Raw genomic sequence first — 25,198 nt, forward strand, 5'->3', positions numbered from 1 at the left:
AATTTAGTATGCAGTAATTGCCTAAAATTTGAAACTATTCCAATGCACGCTCATTTAAAACATGGTACGACTATAAAAAAAATACTATGATTTGCTAAATTTTTATGGAGAAAAGGCATGTTGTTAACAGCAAATTTTGTTCGTTTGGGCGCCGCGCCCACTGATAAAACTGCCGCAATTTGTGAAGCGGCAGCAATTTTGGTTGAAAATGGTGCCGTGAGTGCGGAATACATTCAAGGAATGCTTAATCGTGAAGCGCAGGAAAACACTTATTTAGGCAACGGCGTTGCTATTCCGCACGGCACGCCCGAATCGCGTGAATATATTCATAAAACCGCGGTTGCCGTATTACAAATTCCGCAAGGCATTGATTGGGAAGACGGCGAACGCGCGCATTTAATTGTGGCAATTGCTGCCAGCGATGCCGAACATTTAACGGTTTTAAAAAAATTAAGCCACGTGGTTGGCGATGAAGACGTTGCCGCGCAATTAGCACAAACCACGCAAGTTGATGATATTGTGCGCGCTTTATCCGCGCTCAACGATGAAGAAACTGCTGAATCCGCGCCAGAATCTGCTGCTAAAGGATTGATTGTTGGCGTAACTGCTTGTCCAACGGGTGTTGCGCATACTTATATGGCGCAAGAAGCTTTAGAAAAAGCCGCCGAAACTTTGCATTATCACTGCAAAATTGAAACGCAGGGTAGCGTCGGCGTTGATCATGCTTTAACGGCGGAAGAAATTGAACGCGCCGATGTCGTTATTATTGCTGCTGATACCAACATTGATTTAGATCGTTTTGCGGGTAAAAAAATCTATAAAACGAGTACTAAAGCCGCTATTAATGATGCTGCCGCCGTGATTGCGCAAAGTTTTCAAGCCGGAACTTTTGCCGCCGGAGAACAAAAAATTGCTGCAAAATCAGAACAAAACGGTATTTATAAACATTTAATGACCGGCGTTTCTTATATGTTGCCGTTTGTCGTTGCCGGCGGATTATTAATTGCTTTGGGCTTTGCCATCGGTTCATTCATGTTTGGCGCGCAGGGCATTTATATTTATCAAGAGCAATTTGCTGGAACTTTGGGGCAAACGTTATTCCAAATCGGAAAAGATGCTTTTGCTTTATTTATACCAATTTTAGGTGGTTATATCGCTTATTCTATTGCCGGACGCGCGGGCATCGCGCCAGCAATGGTCGGCGCTTATATTGCGGCAAATACCGGCGCGGGCTTTTTAGGCGCGATTATTGCGGGTTTTATTGCCGGTTATTTTGTTTCCTTTTTAGCAAAACTGATCAAGTTGCCGCAAACTTTAGAAAGTTTAAAACCAATGTTAATTTTGCCGTTAATTGGCACGGCGGTGACCGGTTTATTGATGTATTACTTGATTGCGCAGCCGATGGCACAGGTGCAGCATTATATGGAAACGTGGTTAACGTCCATGAATGAAACCAGCGCGTTTGTTTTAGGTGCAACTTTAGGCGGCATGATGGCTTTAGATATGGGCGGCCCTATTAATAAAGCGGCTTATTTATTTTCTACGGCTTTAATTGCGTCTGAAGTTTTTGCGCCGATGGCAGCCACAATGGCAGCTGGCATGACGCCGCCGATGGCAATTTTCTTAGCAACAATATTCTTTAAAAACCGCTTTACCGATGAAGAACGCCAAGCCGGCAAAGCTACGGGCATTTTAGGTTTGAGTTTTATTACGGAAGGCGCGATTCCTTTTGCCGCTAAAGATCCTTTGCGCGTGATTCCAGCGTTAGTTATGGGATCGGCGGTTGCAGGCGGTTTATCAATGGCATTTGGTTGCGGATTACGCGCGCCGCACGGTGGCGTTTTCGTGTTATTTATTCCCAATGCCGTGATTCATTTAGGACTTTATGCTTTAGCCATTATTTTAGGAACATTGGTTTCCACTGTTTTATTGGGCGTCTTAAAACCTAAATTAAGCCATTAAAAAAAGGGGCATTTTGTGCCGCGCAAAATCGTATTGATCGGACCGATGGGTGCTGGAAAAACCTCTTTGGGAAAACGGCTGGCGTCAAAATTGCGTTGGGCGTTTGCCGATACCGATCATATGATTGTGGCGCGCACGGGTGCGGATATTTCTTTACTTTTTGAACGCGAAGGAGAAATGGGATTTCGTTGCCGCGAGCATGAAGTTTTGCGCGATGTTTTGGCAGAACCGCGCGATATGGTGGTTTCTTGCGGTGGCGGTATCGTTTTATTGGCGCAAAATCGACAATTACTGATGGCGCAGGCGTTGGTGATTTTTTTAGATATTTCGGTGGAGCGGCAATTGCAACGTGTGAAAAACGACCGCAATCGTCCGTTGCTTAAATATGCGGATCGACGGCAGAAATTGCAGCAATTGCGCGAGGAACGCTGGGGATTGTATGAAGGCATTGCCGATATTTATTTGAGCACCGATGAAAATCATTTCACAACTTCTTTTCAGCGTTTAATCGTCAGCATCAAAGAATTTGCGCGCCAACAAAGCCATCGTTAAATAAAAACCCCGCCAAAAGCGGGGTTTTTTCTGTCTAAATATCAATATTTCCGGCGCGAATTGCGTTTTCTTCAATAAACGCGCGCCGCGGTTCAACTTCTTCACCCATCAACGTGGTAAAAACCTCATCGGCGTGCATCGCATCTTGAACTTTAACTTGCAACATGCGCCGAACGCTGGGATCTAAAGTAGTTTCCCATAATTGTTCGGGATTCATTTCCCCCAAACCTTTATAACGTTGAATTTCATACGATTTTTTACCTTCTGCAAACAATGCTTGCATCACGTCGCTAAAATAATGAACGGCAACGCGATCTTTATCGTTGCTAAAAAAGGCGCCTTCTTGCAGCAATCCGTGGGTTTTTTGCGCAAAATCTGCGATTTTTTGATATTCACTCGCTTCCGCAAAATTTGCATCAAGATAATTGTGAATTTCGTTTGCATGTTGATCAATGACGATGTGAACGCGCGGCGTGGCGGCATTATGATCGAGATGCGCCGTTAAACGCACGCCCGCTTGAGCAAAGCGATCGAGGTGAAATTGATAGTCTTTTAACCATGCTTGCAATTGTTCGGGCGCGAAAAAAACGTCGCGATTTAAAACGGGCGCATCCATCAGCGCTTTTAAAACGCGGCTATCAATGTGATGCGAAAAACGTTTAATTAAAACTTCCAACGCCAAATATTCGCGCGCTAATGCTTCAAAAGCGGGTTGCGCAATTGCCGGCGCATCTTTGTTAACGTGTAATTCCGCGCCTTCCAAAGCATGATTGAGCAATAATTCGTTTAATTCGTGATCGTCTTTTAAATATTGGCTTTGTTTACCTTTTTTGACTTTGTACAGCGGCGGTTGCGCGATATAAATATGACCGCGTTCTACCAATTCTGGCATTTGCCGATAGAAGAAAGTGAGCAATAAAGTGCGAATATGCGCACCATCGACGTCGGCATCGGTCATGATGATGATGCGGTGATAACGCAATTTGTCGGGATCAAAATCTTCTTTGCCGATACCCGTGCCGAGCGCGGTAATCAAAGTGGCAATTTCTGCGGAAGCAAGCATTTTGTCAAACCGCGCTTTTTCAACGTTTAAAATTTTACCTTTTAACGGCAAAATCGCTTGAAATTTGCGATTACGACCTTGTTTAGCAGAACCGCCAGCGGAATCGCCTTCCACCAAAAATAATTCTGATAATGCTGGATCTTTTTCCTGACAATCGGCGAGTTTTCCCGGTAATCCCGTGATATCTAAAGCATCTTTGCGCCGCGTCATTTCGCGGGCTTTGCGCGCGGCTTCGCGGGCGCGGGCGGCGTCAACAATTTTATTGACGATGATTTTGGCTTCGTTGGGGTGTTCGTATAAAAATTCTTGCAATTTTTCTGATAACACGCCTTCAACCAAACCTTTTACTTCGGAAGAAACCAATTTATCTTTGGTTTGCGAACTGAATTTCGGATCGGGAATTTTGATGGAAACAACTGCCGTTAGTCCTTCACGGGCGTCATCGCCGCTGGTTGAAATTTTGGCTTTTTTGGCGATGCCTTCTGCTTCCATGTAGTTATTGAGTGTACGCGTCATGGCGCTGCGAAAACCTGCCATATGCGTTCCGCCGTCGCGTTGAGGAATATTATTGGTGAAGTAGTAAACATTTTCTTGATAAGAATCGTTCCATTGCAAAGAAATTTCTACGATAGAAGCATCTTTTTCAATGGCGCAATGAAAAATGGTGTCGTGAATGGGCGTTTTATTGCGGTTTAAATAGCGCGTAAATGCAATAATGCCGCCTTCATATTGAAAAACTTCCGTTTTATCTTTGCGTTCATCGGTTAAGACGATGCGCACGCCGGAATTTAAAAAGGATAATTCTTGCAAACGTTTTGCCAAGGTATCGTAATCAAATTCCACGTTATGAAATGTTTCGCGGCTTGCCAAAAAACGGATTTCTGTTCCCGTTTCTTCGGTATCGCCGATGATTGCTAAAGGCGCTTGCGGTTCACCGTGGCGATATTGTTGGTAATGAATATGACCATCACGGCGAATGGTTAATTCTAATTTTTCGGACAGAGCATTGACCACGGAAACGCCCACGCCGTGCAATCCGCCAGAAACTTTATAAGAACTGGCATCAAATTTTCCGCCAGCGTGCAAAATCGTCATGATGACTTCCGCGGCGCTGCGTCCTTCTTCTTTATGAATATCAACCGGAATGCCGCGCCCATTATCGCGCACGGTAATCGATTCGTTTTGATGGATAATGACATTAATTTCCGTGCAATAGCCGGCTAATGCTTCGTCAATTGCGTTATCAACTACTTCAAAAACCATATGATGCAAACCGCTGCCATCATCGGTATTACCAATATACATACCCGGGCGGATACGTACGGCTTCTAAGCCTTTTAATACACGAATCCGTGAAGAGTCATAACTGCTCATTTTTTCATTACTTCCGATAGTTCAAAAGCCGCAATTATACCATAACCACGCGATACCAATACCGCGCGCGGTGGCAAAATCGTTGGCAAATAACAGCAAAATAAAAGAAATAATCTATTGAAAATGAATAGAAAAAAGATGGTGGGCCCAGAGGGACTTGAACCCCCGACCAAGCGATTATGAGTCGCCTGCTCTAACCGACTGAGCTATAGGCCCTAAAATAAGGAGGCGGGCATCATACTGGATTTTGTCGTTTTTGTTAATATTTTTTATAGAAAAAGCCAATATCATGCCGCGATGGTGATTTTTAAAATCGTTTTGATACGGTTTTTTTGATGAGAATGCCGCATTATGCGCCCCGAGAAATGGTTTTTTGTTTTTGATGAAATCGCGCGGTTTTAAATAATAAAAATATTGAATCGCTGATTAAGTTTTGCTACCGTGAAGAAACTGCTTTGCAGTATTGACCAAAGGAGTATGTTATGCAATTTAATATTACCGGTAGACATTTAGACATCAGTCCTGCCTTGCGTGAACATATTGAAAAAATGCTCAATCGTCTTGAGCAAACTTATCAAAATATCACCAGCGCCCAAGTAACGCTGCGCATTGTTAAACATGAAAAAATCGCGGAAACAACCTTATCCATCGCTGCCAGCAATGATATTCATGCCGAAGGGCGTCATGAAGATATGTATGCCGCGATCGATTTGTTAGCGGAAAAGCTGGAAAAACAATTGCAGCGACAAAAAGAAAAACTCGAAGAACGTTAATCATCATTGAAAATAAACGTTCGGAAAACCCTGCCGCGCAGGGTTTTTTATTAACCCCAATATGAAAAATAAACTTTCCTGATTTTATAAATGGCTTTGCTAAAATGTTTTTTACGAGCTCAATTGACGAGGATTTTATGTTTCGTTTTTTACTGCCCTTATTTTTAATTTTAAATCTTGCCGGTTGTAGTCCTTCAAATACCCCGCAAGCTGTTGGCGAATATAATCTTTCGCGTGGCGATTGCTACGTTGAACCGTGTTCATCATCAGGAAAACGCTGCGCGCGCATTCGCGACAAAATGACGCAAGACAGTTGCGCGATGGTTGAAGGAAAATTTGTGCCGCGTAATCATCAAGAAATGCATTGGTTTTAAAATGGCAACACGGCAAATTAAAAAATACTCAAACCGTCGTCTTTATGACACGGGATCCAGTCGCTACATTAAAACCGAAGATTTGCGGCAGTTATTGTTACAAGGCGAAAATTTCAGCGTGGTTGATGCGCAAAGCGGACGTGATATTACGCGCTCCATGCTGTATAGCATTCTTGCGGAAGCCGCATTAAATAATGATATTACGCCGGTGCTGACGCAATCGCTGTTGGCAAAAATTGTCAGTTTTAATAACGACTATCTCGCCGGCATTTTAGGACGATATTTAGAGCAATCTTTGGAAGTTTTTTTAACCCATCAAGCGGTTTTTCAACAACAAATGCGCAATTTCGACGTTGAAGATCCTTTCTCTACCATCGAACGTTTAAAAAATATACAAGATAAAACTTTGGAAGAACTTGCCGCCAAATTAAAAGATTAACTCAATCAAAGGCGTATCAATGATGCTGATTTTTTGGGCTGTTTTTTTCATCTTATTAGCGATTCATTTAAGCGTATTGGCAATATTTTGGGATAAAAATGACGCTAAACAGCGATGGGGACAATTTTTAGGATTATGTTTCATCGTCTTTTTCATGCTTTTCATAGGGATAGCGATGATTTTTTCGACCGAATTCAAACGCGCGGCGCCGCCAATCGTCCCCAAAATAGCAAAAGTCAATGCGCCACAAAAACCGCAAACAACGATCGTTATTGAAAAAAGCGCGCGGCAACGTCAACAAGAATTAGCAGCTTATACAATATGTTATGACTATATTTTCCGCACCAGCGATTATCCCGAATCTTTAGAACCGCATCAGTTTAAAAGCCATTTTTCCTACGATGAAGAAGGTCAGTTAACGGTCATCGTGCGTTTTTTTGCGTTAAATAGTCAACAAAAACGCGTATCCATGATTGCTGAATGTCAATTTTCCGACGGCGAGTACCCCAGTTTAACCGTTTGGAGTGAATAATCTCCTGATAAAACAATTTAAAATTACCGTCTCAAAAAAATATCAAAATTGTTGCTGTTGAATCAGTTATTTCAAGCATGAACATCATGATTTTTTAATTTTATAAAGATAACGCAAGGTGTAGTATCAGCGCGCTTTATTGATTTAAACAGAGATATTTTTATGTATTACGACATTGTGATTGTGGGCGGCGGCGCCGGCGGTTTGGAACTAGCAGCGCGGTTGGGACGTTGGTTTGGACGCGAACAAGGTGCGCAAAAAGTGTTACTCATCGATCGCGCAAGTGTTCATATTTGGAAGCCAACTTTGCATGAAGTCGCGGTGGGCACGTTAAACACGCAACAAGAAGGATTGTCTTACCAATCTTTGGGACGGCGCAATCATTTTAGTTTTATGCGCGCGCAGCTGCAGCAATTACACCCCGAAACGCATCAATTGACGTTAGCGCCCGTTTGCGATGTTCAAGGCGAATTTATCATCGCCGAGCGTACGATTGAATTTGGAAAATGCGTGTTAGCGCTGGGCAGTGGTTCCAATTTTTTTGGCACCAGCGGCAGCGAACATGCTTATGTTTTAGAAAATTTGGAAGACGCGGAACGTTTTTACAATCAATTATCCCATTTATTTTCTTGGGCAGAATATTCGGATCATCACACGTTAAACGTCAGCATTGTTGGCGGCGGCGCCACCGGCGTTGAATTAGCAGCAGAATTGCGTGAAGCCTATCGTTTATTTGCGGCAGAACGCGCCACGCCTGCTTTTCAATTAAATATTACGTTAATCGAAGCCGGCGCGCGGATTTTGGCAACGTTGCCAGAGAAAATGTCACAAAACGCGGCGCAAATTTTGCAATCAAAACAAGTCACTGTATTGACTTCCACCAAAGTATTAGCGTTGCACCGCGATCATATTACGACTTCCGCCGGCGAATTAGCTGCTGGTGCCATCGTCTGGGCGGCAGGCATTAAAGCAGCGGAAACAAATCGCGATTTTGGTTTAACGGTTAACGCGCTCAATCAATTTATTGTTGATGAACAATTGCGCACATCAGCGGCAGATATTTATGCCATCGGTGATTGCGCGGCGTGTTTATGGCGCGACGGAAAAAATGTGCCGGCGCGGGCGCAGGCAGCGCATCAACAAGCATTTTTCCTCTTTAAACAATTACGCGCTATTGCGCAAAATAAAGCGTTTCGCAAACGTTATCGTTACCGCGATTTTGGTTCTCTTATCGCGCTTGGCGGTAAAGATAATATCGGTAATTTAATTCCCAATTTGTTAAAGCGCCATATTTTTATCGAAGGCATAATCGCCAAATATATGTATTTATTACTGCATCTTGCGCATCATCAATTGTTGCTGGGATACGGAAAAACGTTTTTATTAGTGCTCGCGCGTTTTGCGCAAAATCGCCTTTCCGGTCGCTTAAAATGGCATTGATCGGTGGGGTTAATCACATGCCGCGCAGCGCATCAATCTTCTGCGCAGCGATAATCTTTATCGCTACGATGTTCCCTTATTTCGCTGCAAAAAACTAATAAACGCTCAATAGTCATTGGTTTATCCAAAAAAAGCAGTGTGCACAGTTTTTTCTAAAAAAATTCATTGAGTTTTTCCGCTGTTAAAAGATGGCTGCGTTTAAATTGCCAAACGATTATAATGCTGGCGATTACCAAGTAGTCGCAAAAAGACGGTTTTCGGTATCTGTTTATTTTTAAAAATAAAATCTGTAAACCGCACAATTTTAAAGAGGAGACAGAGCATGCTCTGTGCGTCACTAAATATTGGAGGCAATTATGATTAGTATTAAATCAATTTTGAAAATCGGTATCGGACCATCGAGTTCCCACACGATGGGACCCATGCGCGCGGCGGCTGTATTTCGCACTCATCTTATTGAAAAAGGATTATTGGATAAAACCACGCGCGTGGTCGTGAATTTATATGGTTCTTTATCCGCAACGGGCAAAGGTCACGCAACCGATAGCGCCACGATTGCCGGACTCACCGGCGATGATCCGCAAACCGTTGATACCGATTCTTTGCCGGAACGCATTGAACGCATTAAAAAAGAAGGAAAATTGCCGTTAAGTGATACGCATCAAATCGCTTTTAATTATGATCGCGATATTATTTTCGAAAAAACGGCATTGCCGCAGCACGAAAATGGTATGACTTTGAAAGCATTCAATAATGATCAGGTTTTATACGAAGAAACCGTGTTTTCCATCGGCGGCGGTTTTATTGCCAGCGCTGAAGAATTAGCTCATCAAGGTAAACAAACCCGTGAAATGAATGTGCCTTATCCTTTCCAAAAGGCAAAAGACGTTGTGGCATTATGTCAACAGCATAAATTGCGGTTTTCTGATTTAATTTTGGCAAACGAAGTGGCTTTATTGGGCAGCGAAGAAGCGGTTAATGAATATTGTCAACGTGTTTGGGCGGTGATGAATCATTGCATTGAAGGCGGATTATCTAAAGAAGGATTTTTGCCGGGCGGATTAAAATTACCGCGGCGAGCAGCAAAAATGCACGCGCAATTGCAAGCGGCTGAAAAAGAGGGCGCAGCCGATCCTATGCGAGTAGTGGATTGGGTCAATATGTTTGCTATCGCTGTTAACGAAGAAAATGCGGCGGGTGCGCGCGTGGTTACGGCGCCAACTAATGGCGCGTGTGGTGTCGTGCCGGCGGTTTTAGCGTATTACAATCGCTTTATTAAACCGATCGACGAAGAAACCATTATGCGTTATTTATTAACGTGTAGCGGTATCGGCGTTTTATATAAATTAAATGCGTCTATTTCTGGGGCGGAAGTAGGTTGTCAAGGTGAAGTGGGCACGGCTTGCTCTATGGCTGCCGGCGGTTTAGCCGAAATTCAAGGCGCAACGGTAGAACAAGTATGCGCAGCGGCAGAAATGGCAATGGAACACAATTTAGGGTTAACTTGCGACCCAATTGCGGGATTAGTTCAAGTGCCGTGTATTGAACGCAACGGCGTGGCAGCAATGAAATCAATTAACGCCGCGCGCATGGCATTGATGCGTACTGATAACACATTCGTTTCTTTAGATGATGTTATTCAAACCATGCTGGAAACTGGACGCGATATGCATTCAAAATACCGCGAAACTTCCCAAGGCGGTCTTGCTGTTCACGTGAAATATTAAATATTGAGAATAAAAAAAGTAGGCATATAAATTGCTATAAAACGGTAATCGATAATTTTATCGGTTACCGTTATTTTTAATAAGAGATAAATTATGGCACAAACACAATTTCAAGTTGATACGATTAAAGGCAATCCTGAAAAAGCCGAGAAGTTACAAAAAGACGGCATGAAAATCGCCGGTGTGAAATGGGTAAACGTTAATCAACAATCCGGCGTGGTAGTTGTTACTCATGAAGCTGCTTTTAATCAGGCAGATTTTCAAGGCTTGATTGACGCGCTATAATCATTGCGTTTTTGCAAAAAAAGCCCTTGTCAAAAGGGCTTTTTTTATGGTGCCGTCCGGTCAAAATTAAAATCAGCGCGGCGTTTAAAACAGATTTTTTTCGACCGCTAAAATGCGGTCAAAATATTATTATTTTTCTATTAAAACAGCGTGTTATTAAAGGAAAAGATTATGAATAATGCCATTCGTTATGATTTTAATACGGTTTTATGCCAAGACCGTCACGCTTTAAAAACGCTGTTTTATCGTCTCAAAAGGCAAACGCGGCAAGGTTTTAATACGGAAGCATTGCAAGCGCAACTCAATGAACGTTATCAAAAATCGCAGGAACGTTACCGCCACCGGCAAGAAAATCTGCCGCGCCCTCATTTTCAAAACGATTTGCCCGTTTTAGCGCAAAAAGAACGCATTAAAGAACTGATTGCGCAGCATCAAGTCGTTATTATCAGCGGTGAAACCGGTTCCGGAAAAACCACGCAATTACCGCAAATATGTTTGGAGCTGGGTTTGGGCGCCGGCGGACAAATCGCGCATACGCAACCGCGCCGCATTGCCGCACGCAGCGTTGCTGCAAGAATCGCGGAAGAATTATCCGTACCGTTGGGGGCGGCGGTAGGTTATCAAGTGCGTTTTGATGAACAATGTTCACCGGATACCGTCATCAAATTAATGACCGATGGATTATTACTCGCGGAAACGCTCACCGATCCTTATTTATATCAATACGAAGTCATCATCATCGACGAAGCCCACGAACGCAGTTTAAACATCGATTTTTTACTCGGATATTTGCACCGTTTGCTTGAAAAACGCCGCGATTTAAAGCTCATCATCACTTCTGCCACAATCGACGCCGAAAAGTTTGCCCGTCATTTCCATCAAGCGCCGCAAATTAACGTTTCCGGACGCACTTATCCCGTTGAAATTCGTTACCGCGAACCGCCCGCCGACAGCGATTTATCGGAAGAAATTTTGGCAGCAATTGATGAATTAGATTGCGAACAACGCGGCGATATTTTGGTTTTTTTGCCCACTGAACGCGATATTCGCGAAACGGCTACGTTTCTTTCTCGCGCGCAATTGCCGGCAACCGATATTTTGCCGCTTTTTGGGCGCCTTTCTTTAGCCGATCAACAAGCCGTTTTTCGTCCTAAAAATCAGCGCCGCATCGTGCTGGCAACCAACGTTGCTGAAACCTCGTTAACTGTGCCGCGGATTAAATACGTTATCGATACGGGCACCGCGCGCATGAGTCGTTATTCATTGCGCACCAAAACGCAGCGCCTGCCGATTGAAGCGATTTCACAAGCAAGCGCTAATCAACGCGCCGGACGTTGCGGACGATTGAGCGCCGGTGTTTGTATTCGTCTTTATAGCGAAGAAGATTTTCAAAATCGCCCCGAATTTACGGAACCGGAAATTTTGCGCACCAATCTGGCGGCGGTTATTTTGCAAATGTTGCTCTTAAATCTTGCGCAAAATGGCGATGATATTGCGCGTTTTCCCTTTGTTGATCCGCCGGAAATGCGGCAAATTAATGACGGTTATCGTTTGTTATTCGAGCTAAAAGCGGTTGATAACCATAATCGCCTCACCGATTTGGGACGAAAAATAGCACGTTTGCCGATTGATCCGCGGTTTGCGCGCATTGTTTTTGCCGCTGAAGAGCACGCTTGTTTGCATGAAACGCTGATCGTGCTTGCCGCGCTTTCCATTCAAGATCCGCGCGAGCGTCCGTTTGATAAGGAACAACACGCCGATATGCGGCATCGTGAATTTGCTGACAAAACCAGCGATTTTCAAACTTTGCTCAATCTGTTTGCCGTTTATCAAAAACAACGCCGGCAATTGTCAAATAATAAATTGCGGGCGTGGTGTAAAAGTTATTTTTTAAACGCCGCGCGCATGCAGGAATGGCGGGCGCTGGTGAATCAATTGTTGCGCGATGTGCATCAGCAAAAGTTAACGATTAACGATTATCGTCCGCGTCCCGTCATCAGCAACGAAACGGGAGAAAAAGGCGGTTTGGCTTTAGAAAATCCCAATTTAATGGGATTGCACCGCAGTTTATTGGCGGGATTTTTGGATCAAGTGGGTTTGTGGGACGAGCAAAATAAAGAATACGCGGGGCCGCGGCAACGCAAATTTTCGCTTTTTCCGGCGAGCGTTTTGGCAAAAGCGCGTCCGCAGGCGGTGATGGCGGCTCATATTATGGAATTAAATCGCGTTTATGCGCGCATGTGTGCGCCGATTGAATTGCACGAACTCGAGCAACTCACCGCGCATTTGACGAAAACTCAATTAAGTGCACCGCATTGGTCAAAACGCGCCGGCAACGTTTTAGCAGAAGAAACGGTATTACTTTATGGTTTGCCGATTGTGGCAGGCAGAAAAAAACCGTTGGCAACGCAAGATAGAGACAGCGCACACGAAATTTTTATCCGCGAAGCTTTGGTCAGCGGTGAAATTAATACACGTTTAACCGTTATCGCGCGCAATCAAGCGTTACGCGCGCAGCTTGAAACGCTGGAAGATAAAACGCGCAGCCGCGGCATTGTGGTTGATGAAGAACAAGTAGCAGATTTTTATTTGCAGCGTTTACCGGTAACGGTTTATTCCACCGTCACTTTGGAGCAGTGGGCAAAAAAATATCATGAACATGATTTATTGATGACGGAAGCTGATTTATTGATGCAAGAAGTTGCGGTTTCCAAACGCGATTATCCCGAAAATTTAGCCATTCGCGGTTATCAGTTTCCTTTGAAATACGTTTTTGATCCTACGCAAAGCGATGATGGTATTACGGTTTTATTGCCGCTGACCGCTTTAAATGCCGTTTGCGCCGCGGATTTTGAACGATTAGTGCCGGCGATGTTGCAAGAAAAAATTGAAATGATTTTGCGGCGTTTGCCCAAAATGTGGCGTCGGCAAATGGTGCCGATTCCGGATTTTGCGCAAGCACTTTATGAACGCATTGTGGAGACGGAAACGCCGTTAATTCCGGCATTAATTTCGGGAATTGACGCGATGAAAGGGCTCAAAATTCCTGAAGATGCTTTCGATCAGGAAAAAATCGATGATCATTATCGAATGAATTTCCGTTTATTAGACGCGAAAAAACAAGTAATTGCAGAAGGGCGCGATTTGGAAGCGTTACAAAAACAATATGCGGCAGAAGCCAGTTTGCAGTTTCAAAAACGCAGCCACAGTCAACTTGCCAGCGATGAAATCGTTACGGATTGGTTGTGGGAAAATTTACCGTCACAAGAAAAAATGCGCGGCGGCATTATTGGTTATCCAGCGTTAACGTTGGAAGACGGGCAATTATATTTGCGGCTTCATGATGATCCCGAACGCGCCGAACGTGCGCACCGCGTGGGTGTACGATTTTTATTAATGCAAAAATTATCCAGCCAAATTAAATATTTACATAAAAATCTTCCTTACAAAACGCAGATGAGTTTGCACTATCGCAAAATAAGCAGCGATATTTATTTGCTTGATGATATTATTTCGGCTTTGGTGGATCAGGTGTGTTTAACGGCAGCGGTGCCGCGCACGCAAAAAGATTTTTCGGCGGCGCTTTTGCAGGGTGAAAAAAAATTGGTTGCCGGCGGACAGCAATTAGCCGCGGTTTTGGTGGATTTACTTGCGCAGTACAGTCGCATTAATGAAGCGCTGCGATCGACGAAACCCGTTGACGCTAAAAATGATATCGAACGACAATTAGCGCGTTTGGTTTTTCCCAGTTTTATTCGTTTAACCGAACGCGCGTATTTAAACGATATTGCGCGTTATTTGCACGCCGTTGAATTGCGTTTACAAAAATTGGCGCGCGATCCGCAAAAAGATGCGCAGCGACAAAAAATCATCGCGCCGTGGGAAGAAAAATTAAGCGCCAAAATGCAGCAATGTGCGGTTACGTATCCATTAACCGCAAATACGCCAAAAACGTTGCAGCGCTTTTTTTATTTATTGGAAGAATTTCGCATTCAAGTTTTTGCGCAAGAATTGGGAACAAAGGAAAAAGTTTCAGAAAAACAATTACAAATCTTATGCGATGAAGGAGAGCAATCATGAAGCTTTTAAAAATTTGCATGATGGGAGTATGTTTATTATTAGGCGGTTGTTTGGGCGGCAGCTCGATGGTTTATCGAATCGATAGCGGCAGTACCGGCAACCATAAAATAGGCATTTATCACGATGACGGCGGCACGAATGTTTATGGCACCGTGGGCTCGTCAATATCATTTACTCAATAGGAATTAATTATGATCGGTGTAATCGCAGCGATGCCGGAAGAATTAGCGGCATTACGCGCTCTTATGCAGGAATGTGAACCGCTGACATTGGCAGGGAAAACGGCTTACCGCGGCACTCTTTCTGGAAAACCAATTATTTTGGCATTATCAGGAATCGGCAAAGTCAATGCGGCAGCGCTTTCTACTTTATTATTAACGCAATATCAGCTCACCGCCGTGATCAATATCGGCAGCGCGGGCGGCATTGATGCACGCGTTAAAATTGGTGATGTAGTGGTGGCAAATCAAGTGGCTCATCATGACGTTGATTTGCGGGCATTTGGTTACAAAAAAGGGCAATTGCCTGATTTACCGTTATTTTTTCCGTGCGATAAAAATTTATGCGCACTCGCGGAAAAAGCAGCCGCGGCATTTGACAGCGCAACCGTGCACCAAGGACTCATCGTCTCCGGCGACCAATTTGTTGACGGCGGCGATAAATTAACGCAAATTCGGCGGCATTTTGAAGGCGTTTTAGCCTGCGAAATGGAAGCAGCAGCGATTGGGCAAATTTGTTATCAGGCGGCGTTACCGTTTGTTGTGATTCGCGCGCTTTCCGATCACGCCGATGTGATGGCAGAAAGTCAGTTTGATGCTTTTATCGAGCAAGCGAGCAAACAATCAGCAGAAATGGTTGCGCGTTTATTGGCATTATTATGAATTTATTACGTTTTTAACGCTTAAATGATGCTTTTAACCATATTCGATTTCTCGCGCTTTGAGTATAATTTTCACCTTTACCGCATATCAACAGCGGCTCGTTTGAGATGACAAGGAATTTTTTCATGAACAGACGCAAATTCGTTGCAAGCAGCGTGGTTGGCGCTGCAGTCGTTGGTACAGCCGGCGCACAAACGCCACCCGTTTCCGCGCCCGAAGATCGCAAACATTCTTTTGAGCGCGTTATTTTGCTTGCCGAACACTTATCAAAAAGCGCTTATCAAGAGGATAAATTAACCTTAAACAGCGCATTTAAAGATTTGAGTTACGACCAATATCGCGGCATTCGTTTTCGTCGCAGCGCTGATCCGTTCGCGTCCCAAAAATTAACGGAGTTTGGCTTAGATTTATTACCGCCCGGACGTTATTATCAAGACAGAGTACGGATTTCCATCGTGGAAAAAACGGGCGAAAGCGCAGAAATCGCTTTTAATCCCGATTTTTTAGAATTTGATCCCAATTTATTTGTCACCGATAACCTCGTTTTTTCAGATGACGATAAAGCTGGTTTAAGTTGGTCGGGATTTCGTTTGCGTTTTCCAATTAATTTTGCCGAAGTTGCCGATGAATTCGTGGTTTTTCAAGGCGCCAGTTATTTTCGCGCGGTGGCAAGTGATACGTTTTACGGCTTATCGGCGCGCGGTTTAGCGCTCAAAACCGGCGATCCCGAAGGTGAAGAATTTCCGCGCTTTTCGCAATTTTGGATTTATCGTCCACAAGCGGGCGCGCGTTCCATTCATATTGACGCATTACTAGAAAGCGCTTCCGTTACCGGCGCTTATCGTTTTGAAATTTTTCCCGGTTTGGAAACCGTATTTTCAATAAAAAGTCACTTATTTCCGAGAGTCAATCTATCGAAATATGGCATCGCGCCTTTAACGTCGATGTATTACTTCAGCCCGTGCCGCCGGCAACGCATTGACGACTATCGTCATGCCGTTCACGACAGCGACGGTTTAGCGATGTACACCGGCAGCGGCGCGCGTTTGTGGCGTCCATTAACCAATCCCGCGAGTTTACAATTTTCTGCTTTTGTGGATCAAAATCCGCAGGGATTTGGCTTTTTGCAACGCGCACGCGCATTTGCCGATTATCAAGATGCCGAAGCGCGTTATGAAAAACGACCATCAGCGTGGATTGAACCGCTCGGCGATTGGGGACGCGGCAACGTATCGTTGATTGAAATTCCGGCAGATAGTGAATTTAACGACAATATGATCGCGTTTTGGAACGGCGCCCAAACGTTGGAAGCCGGCAAACGTTATGCGTTTGATTATCAATTGTTATGGTCAAAATCAGGGCCGCAATTTTCTCAACGCGCAAAAGTTATTGCCAGCCGCATTGGAAAAGCCGTTAATAATCCAGCCGCGTATACCGTAATCATTGATTATCAATTTACGCAAAAACCGGCTTTGGAAACGCTGCAATTTTCGGTAACCGCCAATAAAGGGCGCGCGATTAATGGGCACGTTTTACTATTACCTGATGAGCAAACCGTGCGCGCGAGTTTTGAATATTATCCAGAAAAAGGCGCGGCAGCAGAATTGCAAGCTGGCATCGCGCAAAATGGAAAATCAGTTGCAGAAACATGGTTATATCGATGGCAAGCCAATTAAATTTTTTGCCCAGCGTTCCGCCGCCAGCGCCTTTGGCAATGCCGGTGCAAAATTTAAAACTCAAACCGCGGCGCCGGCGCTTTCAAAGCGCTTGGCGTACGTACGGCGCGCGGTTCATCGCTTTCGGCGGCACGATATTAATCGGCAGTTTGGGCACGCTGGAAATGTATCGCGCGCTCGGCAATCACATCACTTTTTTGCAATGGTTATTGTTGGGATTGTTTTCTTTGACGTTTTATTGGGTTTCTTTTTCAACGGCTTCCGCGCTCGCCGGCATTATTCCGCCGCTTTCGCGTCGAGAAAAACTCAATCCAGAAGGCGGAAAATGCGCCATCGTCATGCCGGTTTACGGCGAAGATCCCGCGATGACGGGCGCCGCATTATTAGCCATCGCCGATGATTTGAAAAATTCTGCAATTGCCGCGCGCTGCGAATTATTCATTCTTTCTGATACGCAAAACGTTGATGCGTGGCTGAAAGAAACGGCAGCTTTTTCATTATTGCGCGCGCGGTGTGCGTTGCCTTTGTGGTATCGCCGCCGCAGTAAAAATATCGGGCGTAAAGCGGGAAATATCGAGCAATTTATTAAAACGTGGGGCGGTCGTTACGCCTATTTTTTATTGCTCGATGCCGACAGTTTAATGAGCGCAGAAACGATCGTTAAAATGGTTGCCCGCATGGACGCCGATCCCAATTTAGCGTTATTGCAAACGCAGCCGCGGTTATTAGGTGCGGAATCGCTTTTAGCGCGCACGATTCAATTTGCCGGCGGTTTATACGGCAAAATCGTTGGACGCGGCATCAGCGCGTGGCAAGGTTATGAAGGCAATTATTGGGGACACAATGCGTTAATCCGAACGCAAGCGTTTGCCGAAAGTTGCGGGCTGCCGGTGTTAAAAGGGCGCCGACCAATTGGCGGTCATATTATGAGCCATGATTTCGTTGAAGCGGCTTTATTGTGTCGCCGCGGTTGGCAAGTGCGTATGGATAGCGATTTAAACGGCAGTTATGAAGGTTTGCCGCCGACTTTGGAAGAACTTTCTCGCCGCGAACGCCGTTGGGCGCAGGGTAATTTGCAGCATTTAGGCATTATCACCGCGCGCGGTTTGCGCGGTTGTAGCCGTTTGCATTTTGTCATTGGTATTGCCGGTTATTTGATGAGTCCTATTTGGTTATTGATGATTACGGTGGGACTTTTAATTACGACGCAAGCGTTATTTACGCAGCCGGAATATTTTCCGCTAGCATATCAATTATTTCCCAATTGGCCGACGTTTGACGCTAAACGCATGTTTGAACTTTTATTTGCCGCGCTGATTTTATTGTTGTTGCCCAAAATAATGGGGTTATTTTGCGTATTGATTCATAAAAGACGCCGGCGATTGTTTGGCGGCGCGCGGGCGGTGTGTCGCGGATTTCTTTTGGAATTGCTGATTTCTACTTTGTACGCGCCGATGATGATGGCGTTGCAAACGCATCATATTGTGGAAATTTTTTTAGGACGCGATTCCGGCTGGACAACGCAAAGCCGCGACGGCGATTTATTGCCGTGGAAAACCGCGCTGCGGCATACGTTTTTTTATGTGATTTGCGGTTTATTGCCGCTTTCGATGTTGCTTTGGCTCGCGCCGCAGCAAATTTTTTGGTTATCGCCAATTTTGTTGGGATTGCTGGTGTCGCCGTGGTTGGCGCGTCATAGCGGTAATAAACGTTGGGGACGCATTTTGGCGCAGCGAAAATTGTTATTAACGCCGGAAGAAATTGATCCGCCGCGGATTTTATGGCAGGCGATGATGAAAAAAAATTATTTTTTATCAATATCTTGCATCACGTTAGCCACTATTGCGCAATCGCGGCAGCATTTAGAGCAACATTTGGCTTCATTGGAGCAGCAGGAACCGCCGTTATCCGATGAAGAAAGTTATTTATTGTGGATTACGGCTTCGGCAAAATTAAATGCGGCGCGCGATAGCGCGCAAGCATTGCAGTTTCTCACGCCGCAAGAAGCGTTAATTGTGGCAAGTAGTGCTTCATTGTTGTGGCAATTGCATCATAAAAATGCGTCCGCTGATTCAGCATTATCTGTTTGAATAAAATATTATTTTTGGAGTGACGATGGCTTTTGTTTCTTTTCAAGCGCCTCAAGGTTCAACGATTGCCGTTGGTATGTCCGGCGGCGTTGATTCTTCTGTAACGGCGTATTTGCTCAAAAAACAAGGTTATGATGTTTTTGGGATTTTCATGAAAAACTGGGAAGAGACGTTTTCCAGCGGTTATTGCAGCGCAGCAGAAGATTTGGAAGATGCGCGCGATGTTTGTCAAACGCTTGATATTCCATTGCATACGGTCAATTTTGTGCAGCAATATCACGATCGGGTTTTTCAATTATTTTTAGATGAATACCGCGCCGGACGCACGCCTAATCCTGACGTTTTATGCAATCGCGAAATCAAATTTGCCGAACTCGCGCTTTATGCCCAACAATTGGGCGCCGATTTTCTCGCCACCGGACATTATGCGCAACGTTTGCAGTCTGAACATCACGAAGCGGCGCTGTTTAAAGGCGTTGATGCGCAAAAAGATCAATCTTATTTTTTGCATCAAATCACGCCGGCGCAGTTAAATAAAGCGATTTTTCCTTTAGGCGGATTGCAAAAAAAACAAGTGCGCGCTATTGCCCGCGAGCAGGGTTTAACGACTTTTGATAAAAAAGATTCCACGGGCATTTGTTTTATTGGTGAACGACCTTTTCGCGCGTTTTTACAACAATATTTGCCGGCGCAAAAAGGTTTAATGAAAACGCCGAATGGAGAAATCGTCGGTGAACATATGGGTTTGATGTATTACACCATCGGGCAACGGCAAGGTTTGGGCATCGGCGGCATCGCAGGCGCATCGGAGGAGCCGTGGTACGTTTTGGAAAAAGATCTGAGTAATAATGTGTTGATTGTTGGACAAGGCGATCACCCGTTGTTATATCACCGCGTTTTAATCGCTGGACAATTATCGTGGCTTAATGAAGCGCCGATCGCGGGTCGTTTTTATCACGCTAAAACGCGTTACCGGCAAAGTGACCAAAAATGTCGGGTGGATTATGCCGCCGATGGTCGTTTGCAATTGACGTTTGAACAACTGCAGCGCGCTATCACTTTAGGACAATATGCTGTGATTTATGACGGCGAGCGCTGTTTGGGCGGCGGCGTAATTGAAGCAAGAATGCAGGGAAAACAAGATGTCTCAAGCTAACGCGCACGAGCAGGCGCTGGCATTATCGGCAGCGATGTTGGCAATTGATGATGTGATTTTATTAGCAACCACGGGGCAATGTCCGGAAAGAGATTTATCGGCACTGTTGCCTAGTTTATTGCGGCAAAATCAGGCGCGGCTTGAAGATTATTTTTTAGAGATTGCTCCTTTTGAAAAGGGGCGCGCGTTATTGGTTAATTTTTTAATTAATGGCGCGTCTTCGGAACATGTGCGTTATTTGATTCAATTGACGGTTTTGGAGGAAAAATTATCAGCAAATCGTGCATTATTTGCGCAATTATTGCAGCGCTTAAATGAAGCCGAAAGTGCCGCCGAACATTTTCCGTTGCTTCATGACGCGATGATTGCGCGCTTTGCTGATATTTATCAAGCAAGCGTTTCGCCGGCGATGCGCAAAATTTTAATTCACGGCAATCCCGATTATCTCAAACAACCGCAAATTGCCGCGCGTGTGCGCGTGTGCTTATTGTGTGCGGTGCGGGCGGTGGGATTGTGGCGCGCGTACGGTGGCAGTAAATGGCAAGTGATTTTCTTTCGGAAACGTTTTTTAAAAGCGTTGCGCGCGTTACGTTTTTAATAACGCCGTTTTAAATGGCAGGTTTGCATAATATGCACCGCGAGCTCTTCAACGGATTTATGCGTGGTGTTGGCGTACGGCAAATTAAAACGATAAAACATTGCTTTGGCGTCGCTAACTTCGCGTTTGCAGGTCAAAATATCGGCGTATTCCGAATTGGGACGGCGTTCCTGTCGAATTTTTGATAATCGTTCGGGATCAATCGTTAAACCAAATAATTTGTTGCGAAACGGTTTGACCATATTGGGCAAATTGGGACTTTGTAAGTCTTCAGGCGTGAGCGGATAATTGGCAGCGCGAATGCCGTATTGCAATGCGAGATATAAACAAGTTGGCGTTTTGCCGCTTCGAGAAACGCCGATCAAAATGACTTCCGCGTGTTGCAAATTTCTATCGCTGGAGCCGTCATCATGATTTAAGGTGAAATTCAACGATTCCATGCGCGCATCGTAACGTTCAGTGTTGATAATGCTATTAATGCGCGGCGAAAATTGTAAGGCGCTGACGCCCAATTCTTTTTCTAATGTGCCCAAAAAAGCATCAAAAAAACTCAAATGCAGTCCAGCGCTGCTTTTAACAATATTGCGAATTTCTTCATCTACGATGCTGGAAAAAACCAGCGGGCGCAGCGCGCTTTTTTCGGCGGTCGCATTGATGATATTGACTAATTGGTGCGCTTTTTCCGGCGAATCGATAAACGGGTGATTTTCTCGTTTTAAATTGACTTCAAATTGGTTGAGCAAAGCATCTCCCATACTTTCTACCGTGATACCGGTGCGGTCGGAAATGAAAAAAGCAGTTCTTCTTGGCATTATTTTTCCTTGATGAATCAATTCGTTATTTATTGTACGCCACGCATTTTTAATGCTGACGAAATAAATGGGGCGTTATTATGCCGCGCGGGCAAAAGATTTTCACGGCGAAAAATAATTTAAAAATAAAACGGGCAAGCTTTTGCCGTACGCCGGCGCGTTTTAGTGCGGTGATTTTATCGCGATTGAGGTTTTACTATATTTAAGCGAACTATTAGAATACGCGCTTTATTTCTTAACGAGGGTTTGTGGCATGGTTGATGAGTACGTCATTTGGTTTGAAAATTTGCGCATGAGCGATGTGGAACGGGTCGGCGGCAAAAATGCATCTTTGGGAGAGATGATCAGTCAGTTAACGGAAAGAGGCGTGCGCGTTCCCGGCGGCTTTGCCACGACTGCCGCCGCTTATCGCGCTTTTTTAGCGCATGACGGTTTGGATAATCGCATCGCCGCGGCGCTTAAAGATTTAAATGTTGATGATGTGGTTGCTTTGGCAGAAGTTGGGCAAAAAATTCGTCAATGGATTTTGGAAACGCCATTTCCGCAAGCGTTTGATGAGGCTTTAGCAAAGGCGTGGAAAAAAATGGTTGCCGATGCCGGATCAGATGAGATTTCGGTTGCCGTGCGTTCTTCTGCTACCGCTGAAGATTTACCGGACGCATCATTTGCCGGTCAACAAGAAACATATTTAAATATCAAAGGATTAGATAACGTTAAAGAAGCCATTCATCACGTTTTTGCTTCTTTATATAACGACCGCGCAATTTCTTACCGCGTTCACAAAGGTTTTGCCCACGATATGGTGGCGCTGTCTGCCGGCGTGCAACGTATGGTGCGCTCTGATACGGGCGCTTCTGGCGTAATGTTTTCCATCGATACCGAAAGCGGATTTAATCAAGTGGTTTTCATCACCGCGGCATACGGTTTAGGCGAAACCGTGGTGCAGGGCGCCGTTAACCCCGATGAATTTTATGTACACAAACCCACGTTAGCCGCCGGTCGTCCCGCGATTTTGCGCAAAACTTTGGGCTCTAAACGCATCAAAATGATTTTTAGCGATACCGCACAAGCGGGAAAATCCGTGCAAACAATTGATGTTTCTTTGGCAGAACGGCAACGTTTCGCGATTTCTGATAAAGAAATTACGGAACTCGCGCAATTTGCCGTGTTAATTGAACAACATTATGGTTGCCCGATGGATATTGAATGGGGACGCGATGGTTTTGACGGCAAACTTTATATTTTGCAAGCGCGCCCAGAAACGGTGAAATCGCAAGAACAGCATCAAAATACGCTGCGCCGTTATCAAATTACTGGCGAAAAACAAGCGTTATGCCGCGGACGTGCGATTGGGCAAAAAGTCGGTCAGGGGCGCGTGCGCAAAGTTAGCGATGCTTCTGAAATGGATAAAGTGCAAGCCGGCGATATTTTGGTTACCGATATGACCGATCCCGATTGGGAGCCCGTTATGAAGCGTGCGGCAGCCATCGTTACTAATCGCGGCGGCAGAACGTGCCACGCGGCAATTATTGCTCGTGAATTGGGCATTCCTGCAGTGGTGGGTTGTCATAATGCTTCTGAAGTGTTGCAAGAAGGGCAGGAAGTAACGGTTTCTTGCGCGGAAGGCGATACGGGTTTTGTATACCGCGGCAAATTAAACGTTGATATTCATGATTTTGCGCTCAACGATATGCCAGAACCGCCCGTTAAAATTATGATGAATGTGGGCAATCCGGAATTGGCGTTTTCTTTTGCTCATTTGCCAAATGAAGGCATTGGTTTGGCGCGTATGGAATTTATTATTAACCGTCAAATCGGTATGCACCCCAAATTATTATTGGCTTTTGATGAACAAGATGAAGAAGTCAAAGAAGAAATTGAAGACCGCATTGCGGGATACGATTCGCCGGTGGATTTTTATGTGCGTAAGATTGCAGAAGGCGTGGCAACAATTGCGGCATCGGTTTATCCGCGCAAAATCATCGTGCGACTTTCTGATTTTAAATCAAATGAATACGCAGGTTTGATCGGTGGTAAACAATACGAACCGCACGAAGATAATCCGATGTTGGGTTATCGCGGCGCAGCGCGTTATATTGCGCCGGATTTTGCGGATTGCTTTGCTTTGGAATGCCGCGCGCTGAAATACGTACGCGATGAAATGGGGCTCATTAATGTGGAATTGATGATTCCTTTTGTGCGTACTTTAAAAGAAGCGGCTGCCGTTGTAGAAACCTTAAAAAACAATGGATTGGAACGCGGTAAAAATGGTTTGCGCTTGATTATGATGTGCGAAGTACCGAGTAACGCGATTTTGGCAGAACAATTTTTGGAATATTTTGATGGCTTTTCTATCGGCTCTAACGATATGACGCAATTAACTTTAGGCGTTGATAGAGATAGCGGCGGCGTTATTGCAGCAACTTTTGATGAACGCGATCCTGCGGTAAAAGCCATGTTGCATTTGGCAATTACGGCGTGTCGTAACCAAGGAAAATATATTGGTATTTGTGGACAAGGTCCTTCTGATCACCCTGATTTTGCGCGGTGGTTAGTTGAAGAAGGCGTTTCTTCAATTTCTTTAAATCCTGATACGGTGATTTCAACTTGGTTGTATTTGGCAAACGCCAAACAGTAAAAATAAAACCGGCGCCGGATTTTAAAACTGGCGCCGGTAATCATTTTTCTTAAATATTACACTTGCCAATTAATCGGCGTCTTTCCGTGCGCGATTAAATAATCATTGGCGCGCCGAAAATGATCGCAACCGATAAATGCACCGCCAGCGAGCGGCGACGGGTGCACCGCCGTTAAAATGCAATGTTTTTCCGCATCAATAAATTGCGCTTTCGCTTTGGCAAAATTACCCCATAACATAAAAACAATATGTTCCCGTTCATTTGATAACGCTTCAATAGCCGCGTGGGTAAATTCCTGCCAACCGATAGCGCGATGACTGCCGGCTTTTCCGGCTTCTACCGTCAGCGATGCGTTTAATAATAAAACGCCTTGTTTTGCCCACGCGCTTAAATCGCCGTGATCGGGTACCTGAAAATCCGGATAACTGCGTTTGAGTTCTTTATAAATATTGAGCAAAGAGGGCGGTGGGCGCACGCCTTTAGGCACCGAAAACGATAATCCCATCGCCTGACCGCGCCCGTGATATGGATCTTGCCCAATAATAACGGCTTTTACCGCATCAAATGGCGTTTGATCAAAAGCGTTAAAAATCAATTTATTAGGCGGATAAGTGACGATTCCTTGCGCTTTTGCCGCGAGTAACGTTTCTTTAATGCGCACAAAATAATCTTGGGAAAATTGTTCATACAACACTTTCTTCCAACTTTCCTCGATGCGCACATTTTCCGGACAAACTTCGATCAT

20 protein-coding genes and 1 tRNA gene are annotated in these 25,198 nt (G+C 44.8%); 17 read left to right on the top strand and 4 right to left on the bottom strand.

The genetic code is table 11. The features are described from left to right. Positions 1-117 precede the first annotated feature (117 nt). Together AKG33_RS01515 and AKG33_RS01520 are read left to right on the top strand one after the other, a co-directional pair. Positions 118-1,962 (top strand): fructose-specific PTS transporter subunit EIIC, encoded by a 1,845-nt coding sequence (locus AKG33_RS01515; RefSeq protein ID WP_012030944.1) that lies wholly within the window; start codon positions 118-120, stop codon positions 1,960-1,962. A gap of 15 nt (positions 1,963-1,977) precedes the next feature. Next, positions 1,978-2,514, top strand: coding sequence for a shikimate kinase (locus AKG33_RS01520; protein WP_050707849.1), 537 nt, complete (start codon positions 1,978-1,980; stop codon positions 2,512-2,514). Positions 2,515-2,548: 34 nt separating this feature from the next. Here the strand turns inward: AKG33_RS01520 and gyrB are convergent, their stop codons facing one another. Both gyrB and AKG33_RS01530 read right to left on the bottom strand, forming a co-directional pair. Beyond that, the gene (gyrB, locus tag AKG33_RS01525; protein WP_012030946.1) at positions 2,549-4,951 is read right to left on the bottom strand and encodes a DNA topoisomerase (ATP-hydrolyzing) subunit B; all 2,403 of its coding nucleotides are present in this window, start codon (positions 4,949-4,951) and stop codon (positions 2,549-2,551) included. Between the two features lie 139 nt (positions 4,952-5,090). Then, positions 5,091-5,167 (bottom strand) — tRNA-Ile (locus tag AKG33_RS01530). A gap of 266 nt (positions 5,168-5,433) precedes the next feature. Between AKG33_RS01530 and hpf the strand changes: the two genes are divergently transcribed. The 14 genes from hpf (at position 5,434) to hflD (ending at position 21,002) form a co-directional block, all read left to right on the top strand. Then, complete coding sequence (hpf, locus tag AKG33_RS01535) at positions 5,434-5,724, top strand: ribosome hibernation-promoting factor, HPF/YfiA family (RefSeq protein ID WP_012030947.1); 291 nt, start codon at positions 5,434-5,436, stop codon at positions 5,722-5,724. 137 nt (positions 5,725-5,861) lie between these two features. After that, a complete protein-coding gene (locus AKG33_RS01540) occupies positions 5,862-6,098 on the top strand; it encodes a hypothetical protein (protein WP_012030948.1) in 237 nt (78 codons plus the stop codon). 1 nt (position 6,099) lies between these two features. Continuing rightward, on the top strand, positions 6,100-6,537 hold the full coding sequence (locus tag AKG33_RS01545; RefSeq protein WP_012030949.1) for a polyhydroxyalkanoate synthesis regulator DNA-binding domain-containing protein: 438 nt from the start codon (positions 6,100-6,102) through the stop codon (positions 6,535-6,537). Positions 6,538-6,556: 19 nt separating this feature from the next. Next, positions 6,557-7,069: a hypothetical protein gene (locus AKG33_RS01550; protein ID WP_012030950.1), complete on the top strand. Its 513-nt coding sequence runs from the start codon at positions 6,557-6,559 to the stop codon at positions 7,067-7,069. 162 nt (positions 7,070-7,231) lie between these two features. Then, positions 7,232-8,509 (top strand): NAD(P)/FAD-dependent oxidoreductase, encoded by a 1,278-nt coding sequence (locus tag AKG33_RS01555; protein ID WP_012030951.1) that lies wholly within the window; start codon positions 7,232-7,234, stop codon positions 8,507-8,509. A 356-nt stretch (positions 8,510-8,865) separates the two neighbouring features. Beyond that, positions 8,866-10,236 (top strand): L-serine ammonia-lyase, encoded by a 1,371-nt coding sequence (locus AKG33_RS01560; protein ID WP_012030952.1) that lies wholly within the window; start codon positions 8,866-8,868, stop codon positions 10,234-10,236. A 93-nt stretch (positions 10,237-10,329) separates the two neighbouring features. After that, complete coding sequence (locus tag AKG33_RS01565; protein WP_012030953.1) at positions 10,330-10,521, top strand: hypothetical protein; 192 nt, start codon at positions 10,330-10,332, stop codon at positions 10,519-10,521. Positions 10,522-10,692: 171 nt separating this feature from the next. Beyond that, complete coding sequence (gene hrpA, locus AKG33_RS01570) at positions 10,693-14,601, top strand: ATP-dependent RNA helicase HrpA (RefSeq protein WP_050707850.1); 3,909 nt, start codon at positions 10,693-10,695, stop codon at positions 14,599-14,601. Then, on the top strand, positions 14,598-14,783 hold the full coding sequence (locus AKG33_RS01575; RefSeq protein ID WP_012030956.1) for a hypothetical protein: 186 nt from the start codon (positions 14,598-14,600) through the stop codon (positions 14,781-14,783). Before hrpA ends, AKG33_RS01575 begins: the two co-directional genes overlap by 4 nt. 9 nt (positions 14,784-14,792) lie before the next feature. After that, entirely contained in the window at positions 14,793-15,482 is a 690-nt protein-coding gene (locus AKG33_RS01580) for a 5'-methylthioadenosine/adenosylhomocysteine nucleosidase (RefSeq protein WP_050707851.1), read from the top strand. Positions 15,483-15,607: 125 nt separating this feature from the next. Beyond that, a complete protein-coding gene (locus tag AKG33_RS01585; RefSeq protein WP_012030958.1) occupies positions 15,608-17,158 on the top strand; it encodes a glucan biosynthesis protein in 1,551 nt (516 codons plus the stop codon). Then, entirely contained in the window at positions 17,143-19,248 is a 2,106-nt protein-coding gene (mdoH, locus tag AKG33_RS01590; protein WP_119185495.1) for a glucans biosynthesis glucosyltransferase MdoH, read from the top strand. The genes AKG33_RS01585 and mdoH overlap by 16 nt, the downstream gene beginning before the upstream one ends. Positions 19,249-19,273: 25 nt before the next feature. Further along, positions 19,274-20,404 carry a tRNA 2-thiouridine(34) synthase MnmA gene (mnmA, locus tag AKG33_RS01595; RefSeq protein ID WP_050707852.1) on the top strand — a complete coding sequence of 377 codons (1,131 nt, stop codon included), beginning with the start codon at positions 19,274-19,276 and terminating at the stop codon, positions 20,402-20,404. Then, positions 20,391-21,002, top strand: coding sequence for a high frequency lysogenization protein HflD (hflD, locus tag AKG33_RS01600; protein WP_050707853.1), 612 nt, complete (start codon positions 20,391-20,393; stop codon positions 21,000-21,002). Before mnmA ends, hflD begins: the two co-directional genes overlap by 14 nt. Here the strand turns inward: hflD and ppsR are convergent. Further along, on the bottom strand, positions 20,999-21,814 hold the full coding sequence (gene ppsR / locus AKG33_RS01605) for a posphoenolpyruvate synthetase regulatory kinase/phosphorylase PpsR (protein WP_012030962.1): 816 nt from the start codon (positions 21,812-21,814) through the stop codon (positions 20,999-21,001). The genes hflD and ppsR overlap by 4 nt on opposite strands. A 253-nt stretch (positions 21,815-22,067) precedes the next feature. On the opposite strand from ppsR, the gene ppsA reads away from it, so the two are divergent. After that, positions 22,068-24,452, top strand: a complete 2,385-nt coding sequence (gene ppsA / locus AKG33_RS01610; RefSeq protein WP_050707854.1) for a phosphoenolpyruvate synthase — start codon at positions 22,068-22,070, stop codon at positions 24,450-24,452. 56 nt (positions 24,453-24,508) lie between these two features. Here ppsA and ung read toward each other — a convergent pair whose 3' ends face one another. Beyond that, positions 24,509-25,195: a uracil-DNA glycosylase gene (gene ung, locus AKG33_RS01615; RefSeq protein ID WP_041729866.1), complete on the bottom strand. Its 687-nt coding sequence runs from the start codon at positions 25,193-25,195 to the stop codon at positions 24,509-24,511. Positions 25,196-25,198: the final 3 nt, after the last annotated feature.

The sequence above is a fragment of the Dichelobacter nodosus genome (assembly GCF_001263335.1).
Classification (GTDB): domain Bacteria; phylum Pseudomonadota; class Gammaproteobacteria; order Cardiobacteriales; family Cardiobacteriaceae; genus Dichelobacter; species Dichelobacter nodosus.

What these genes read in the sequence shown, in the direction of transcription:
- AKG33_RS01515 (WP_012030944.1), top strand. Translation starts at nt 118, where the DNA reads ATGTTGTTAACAGCAAATTTTGTTCGTTTGGGCGCCGCGCCCACTGAT.
- AKG33_RS01555 (WP_012030951.1), top strand. Translation starts at nt 7,232, where the DNA reads ATGTATTACGACATTGTGATTGTGGGCGGCGGCGCCGGCGGTTTGGAA.
- gyrB (WP_012030946.1), bottom strand. Translation starts at nt 4,951, where the DNA reads ATGAGCAGTTATGACTCTTCACGGATTCGTGTATTAAAAGGCTTAGAA.
- hpf (WP_012030947.1), top strand. Translation starts at nt 5,434, where the DNA reads ATGCAATTTAATATTACCGGTAGACATTTAGACATCAGTCCTGCCTTG.
- AKG33_RS01575 (WP_012030956.1), top strand. Translation starts at nt 14,598, where the DNA reads ATGAAGCTTTTAAAAATTTGCATGATGGGAGTATGTTTATTATTAGGC.
- hrpA (WP_050707850.1), top strand. Translation starts at nt 10,693, where the DNA reads ATGAATAATGCCATTCGTTATGATTTTAATACGGTTTTATGCCAAGAC.
- AKG33_RS01565 (WP_012030953.1), top strand. Translation starts at nt 10,330, where the DNA reads ATGGCACAAACACAATTTCAAGTTGATACGATTAAAGGCAATCCTGAA.
- AKG33_RS01550 (WP_012030950.1), top strand. Translation starts at nt 6,557, where the DNA reads ATGATGCTGATTTTTTGGGCTGTTTTTTTCATCTTATTAGCGATTCAT.
- AKG33_RS01545 (WP_012030949.1), top strand. Translation starts at nt 6,100, where the DNA reads ATGGCAACACGGCAAATTAAAAAATACTCAAACCGTCGTCTTTATGAC.
- ppsR (WP_012030962.1), bottom strand. Translation starts at nt 21,814, where the DNA reads ATGCCAAGAAGAACTGCTTTTTTCATTTCCGACCGCACCGGTATCACG.
- AKG33_RS01585 (WP_012030958.1), top strand. Translation starts at nt 15,608, where the DNA reads ATGAACAGACGCAAATTCGTTGCAAGCAGCGTGGTTGGCGCTGCAGTC.
- hflD (WP_050707853.1), top strand. Translation starts at nt 20,391, where the DNA reads ATGTCTCAAGCTAACGCGCACGAGCAGGCGCTGGCATTATCGGCAGCG.
- mdoH (WP_119185495.1), top strand. Translation starts at nt 17,143, where the DNA reads ATGGCAAGCCAATTAAATTTTTTGCCCAGCGTTCCGCCGCCAGCGCCT.
- AKG33_RS01580 (WP_050707851.1), top strand. Translation starts at nt 14,793, where the DNA reads ATGATCGGTGTAATCGCAGCGATGCCGGAAGAATTAGCGGCATTACGC.
- ppsA (WP_050707854.1), top strand. Translation starts at nt 22,068, where the DNA reads ATGGTTGATGAGTACGTCATTTGGTTTGAAAATTTGCGCATGAGCGAT.
- AKG33_RS01560 (WP_012030952.1), top strand. Translation starts at nt 8,866, where the DNA reads ATGATTAGTATTAAATCAATTTTGAAAATCGGTATCGGACCATCGAGT.
- mnmA (WP_050707852.1), top strand. Translation starts at nt 19,274, where the DNA reads ATGGCTTTTGTTTCTTTTCAAGCGCCTCAAGGTTCAACGATTGCCGTT.
- AKG33_RS01540 (WP_012030948.1), top strand. Translation starts at nt 5,862, where the DNA reads ATGTTTCGTTTTTTACTGCCCTTATTTTTAATTTTAAATCTTGCCGGT.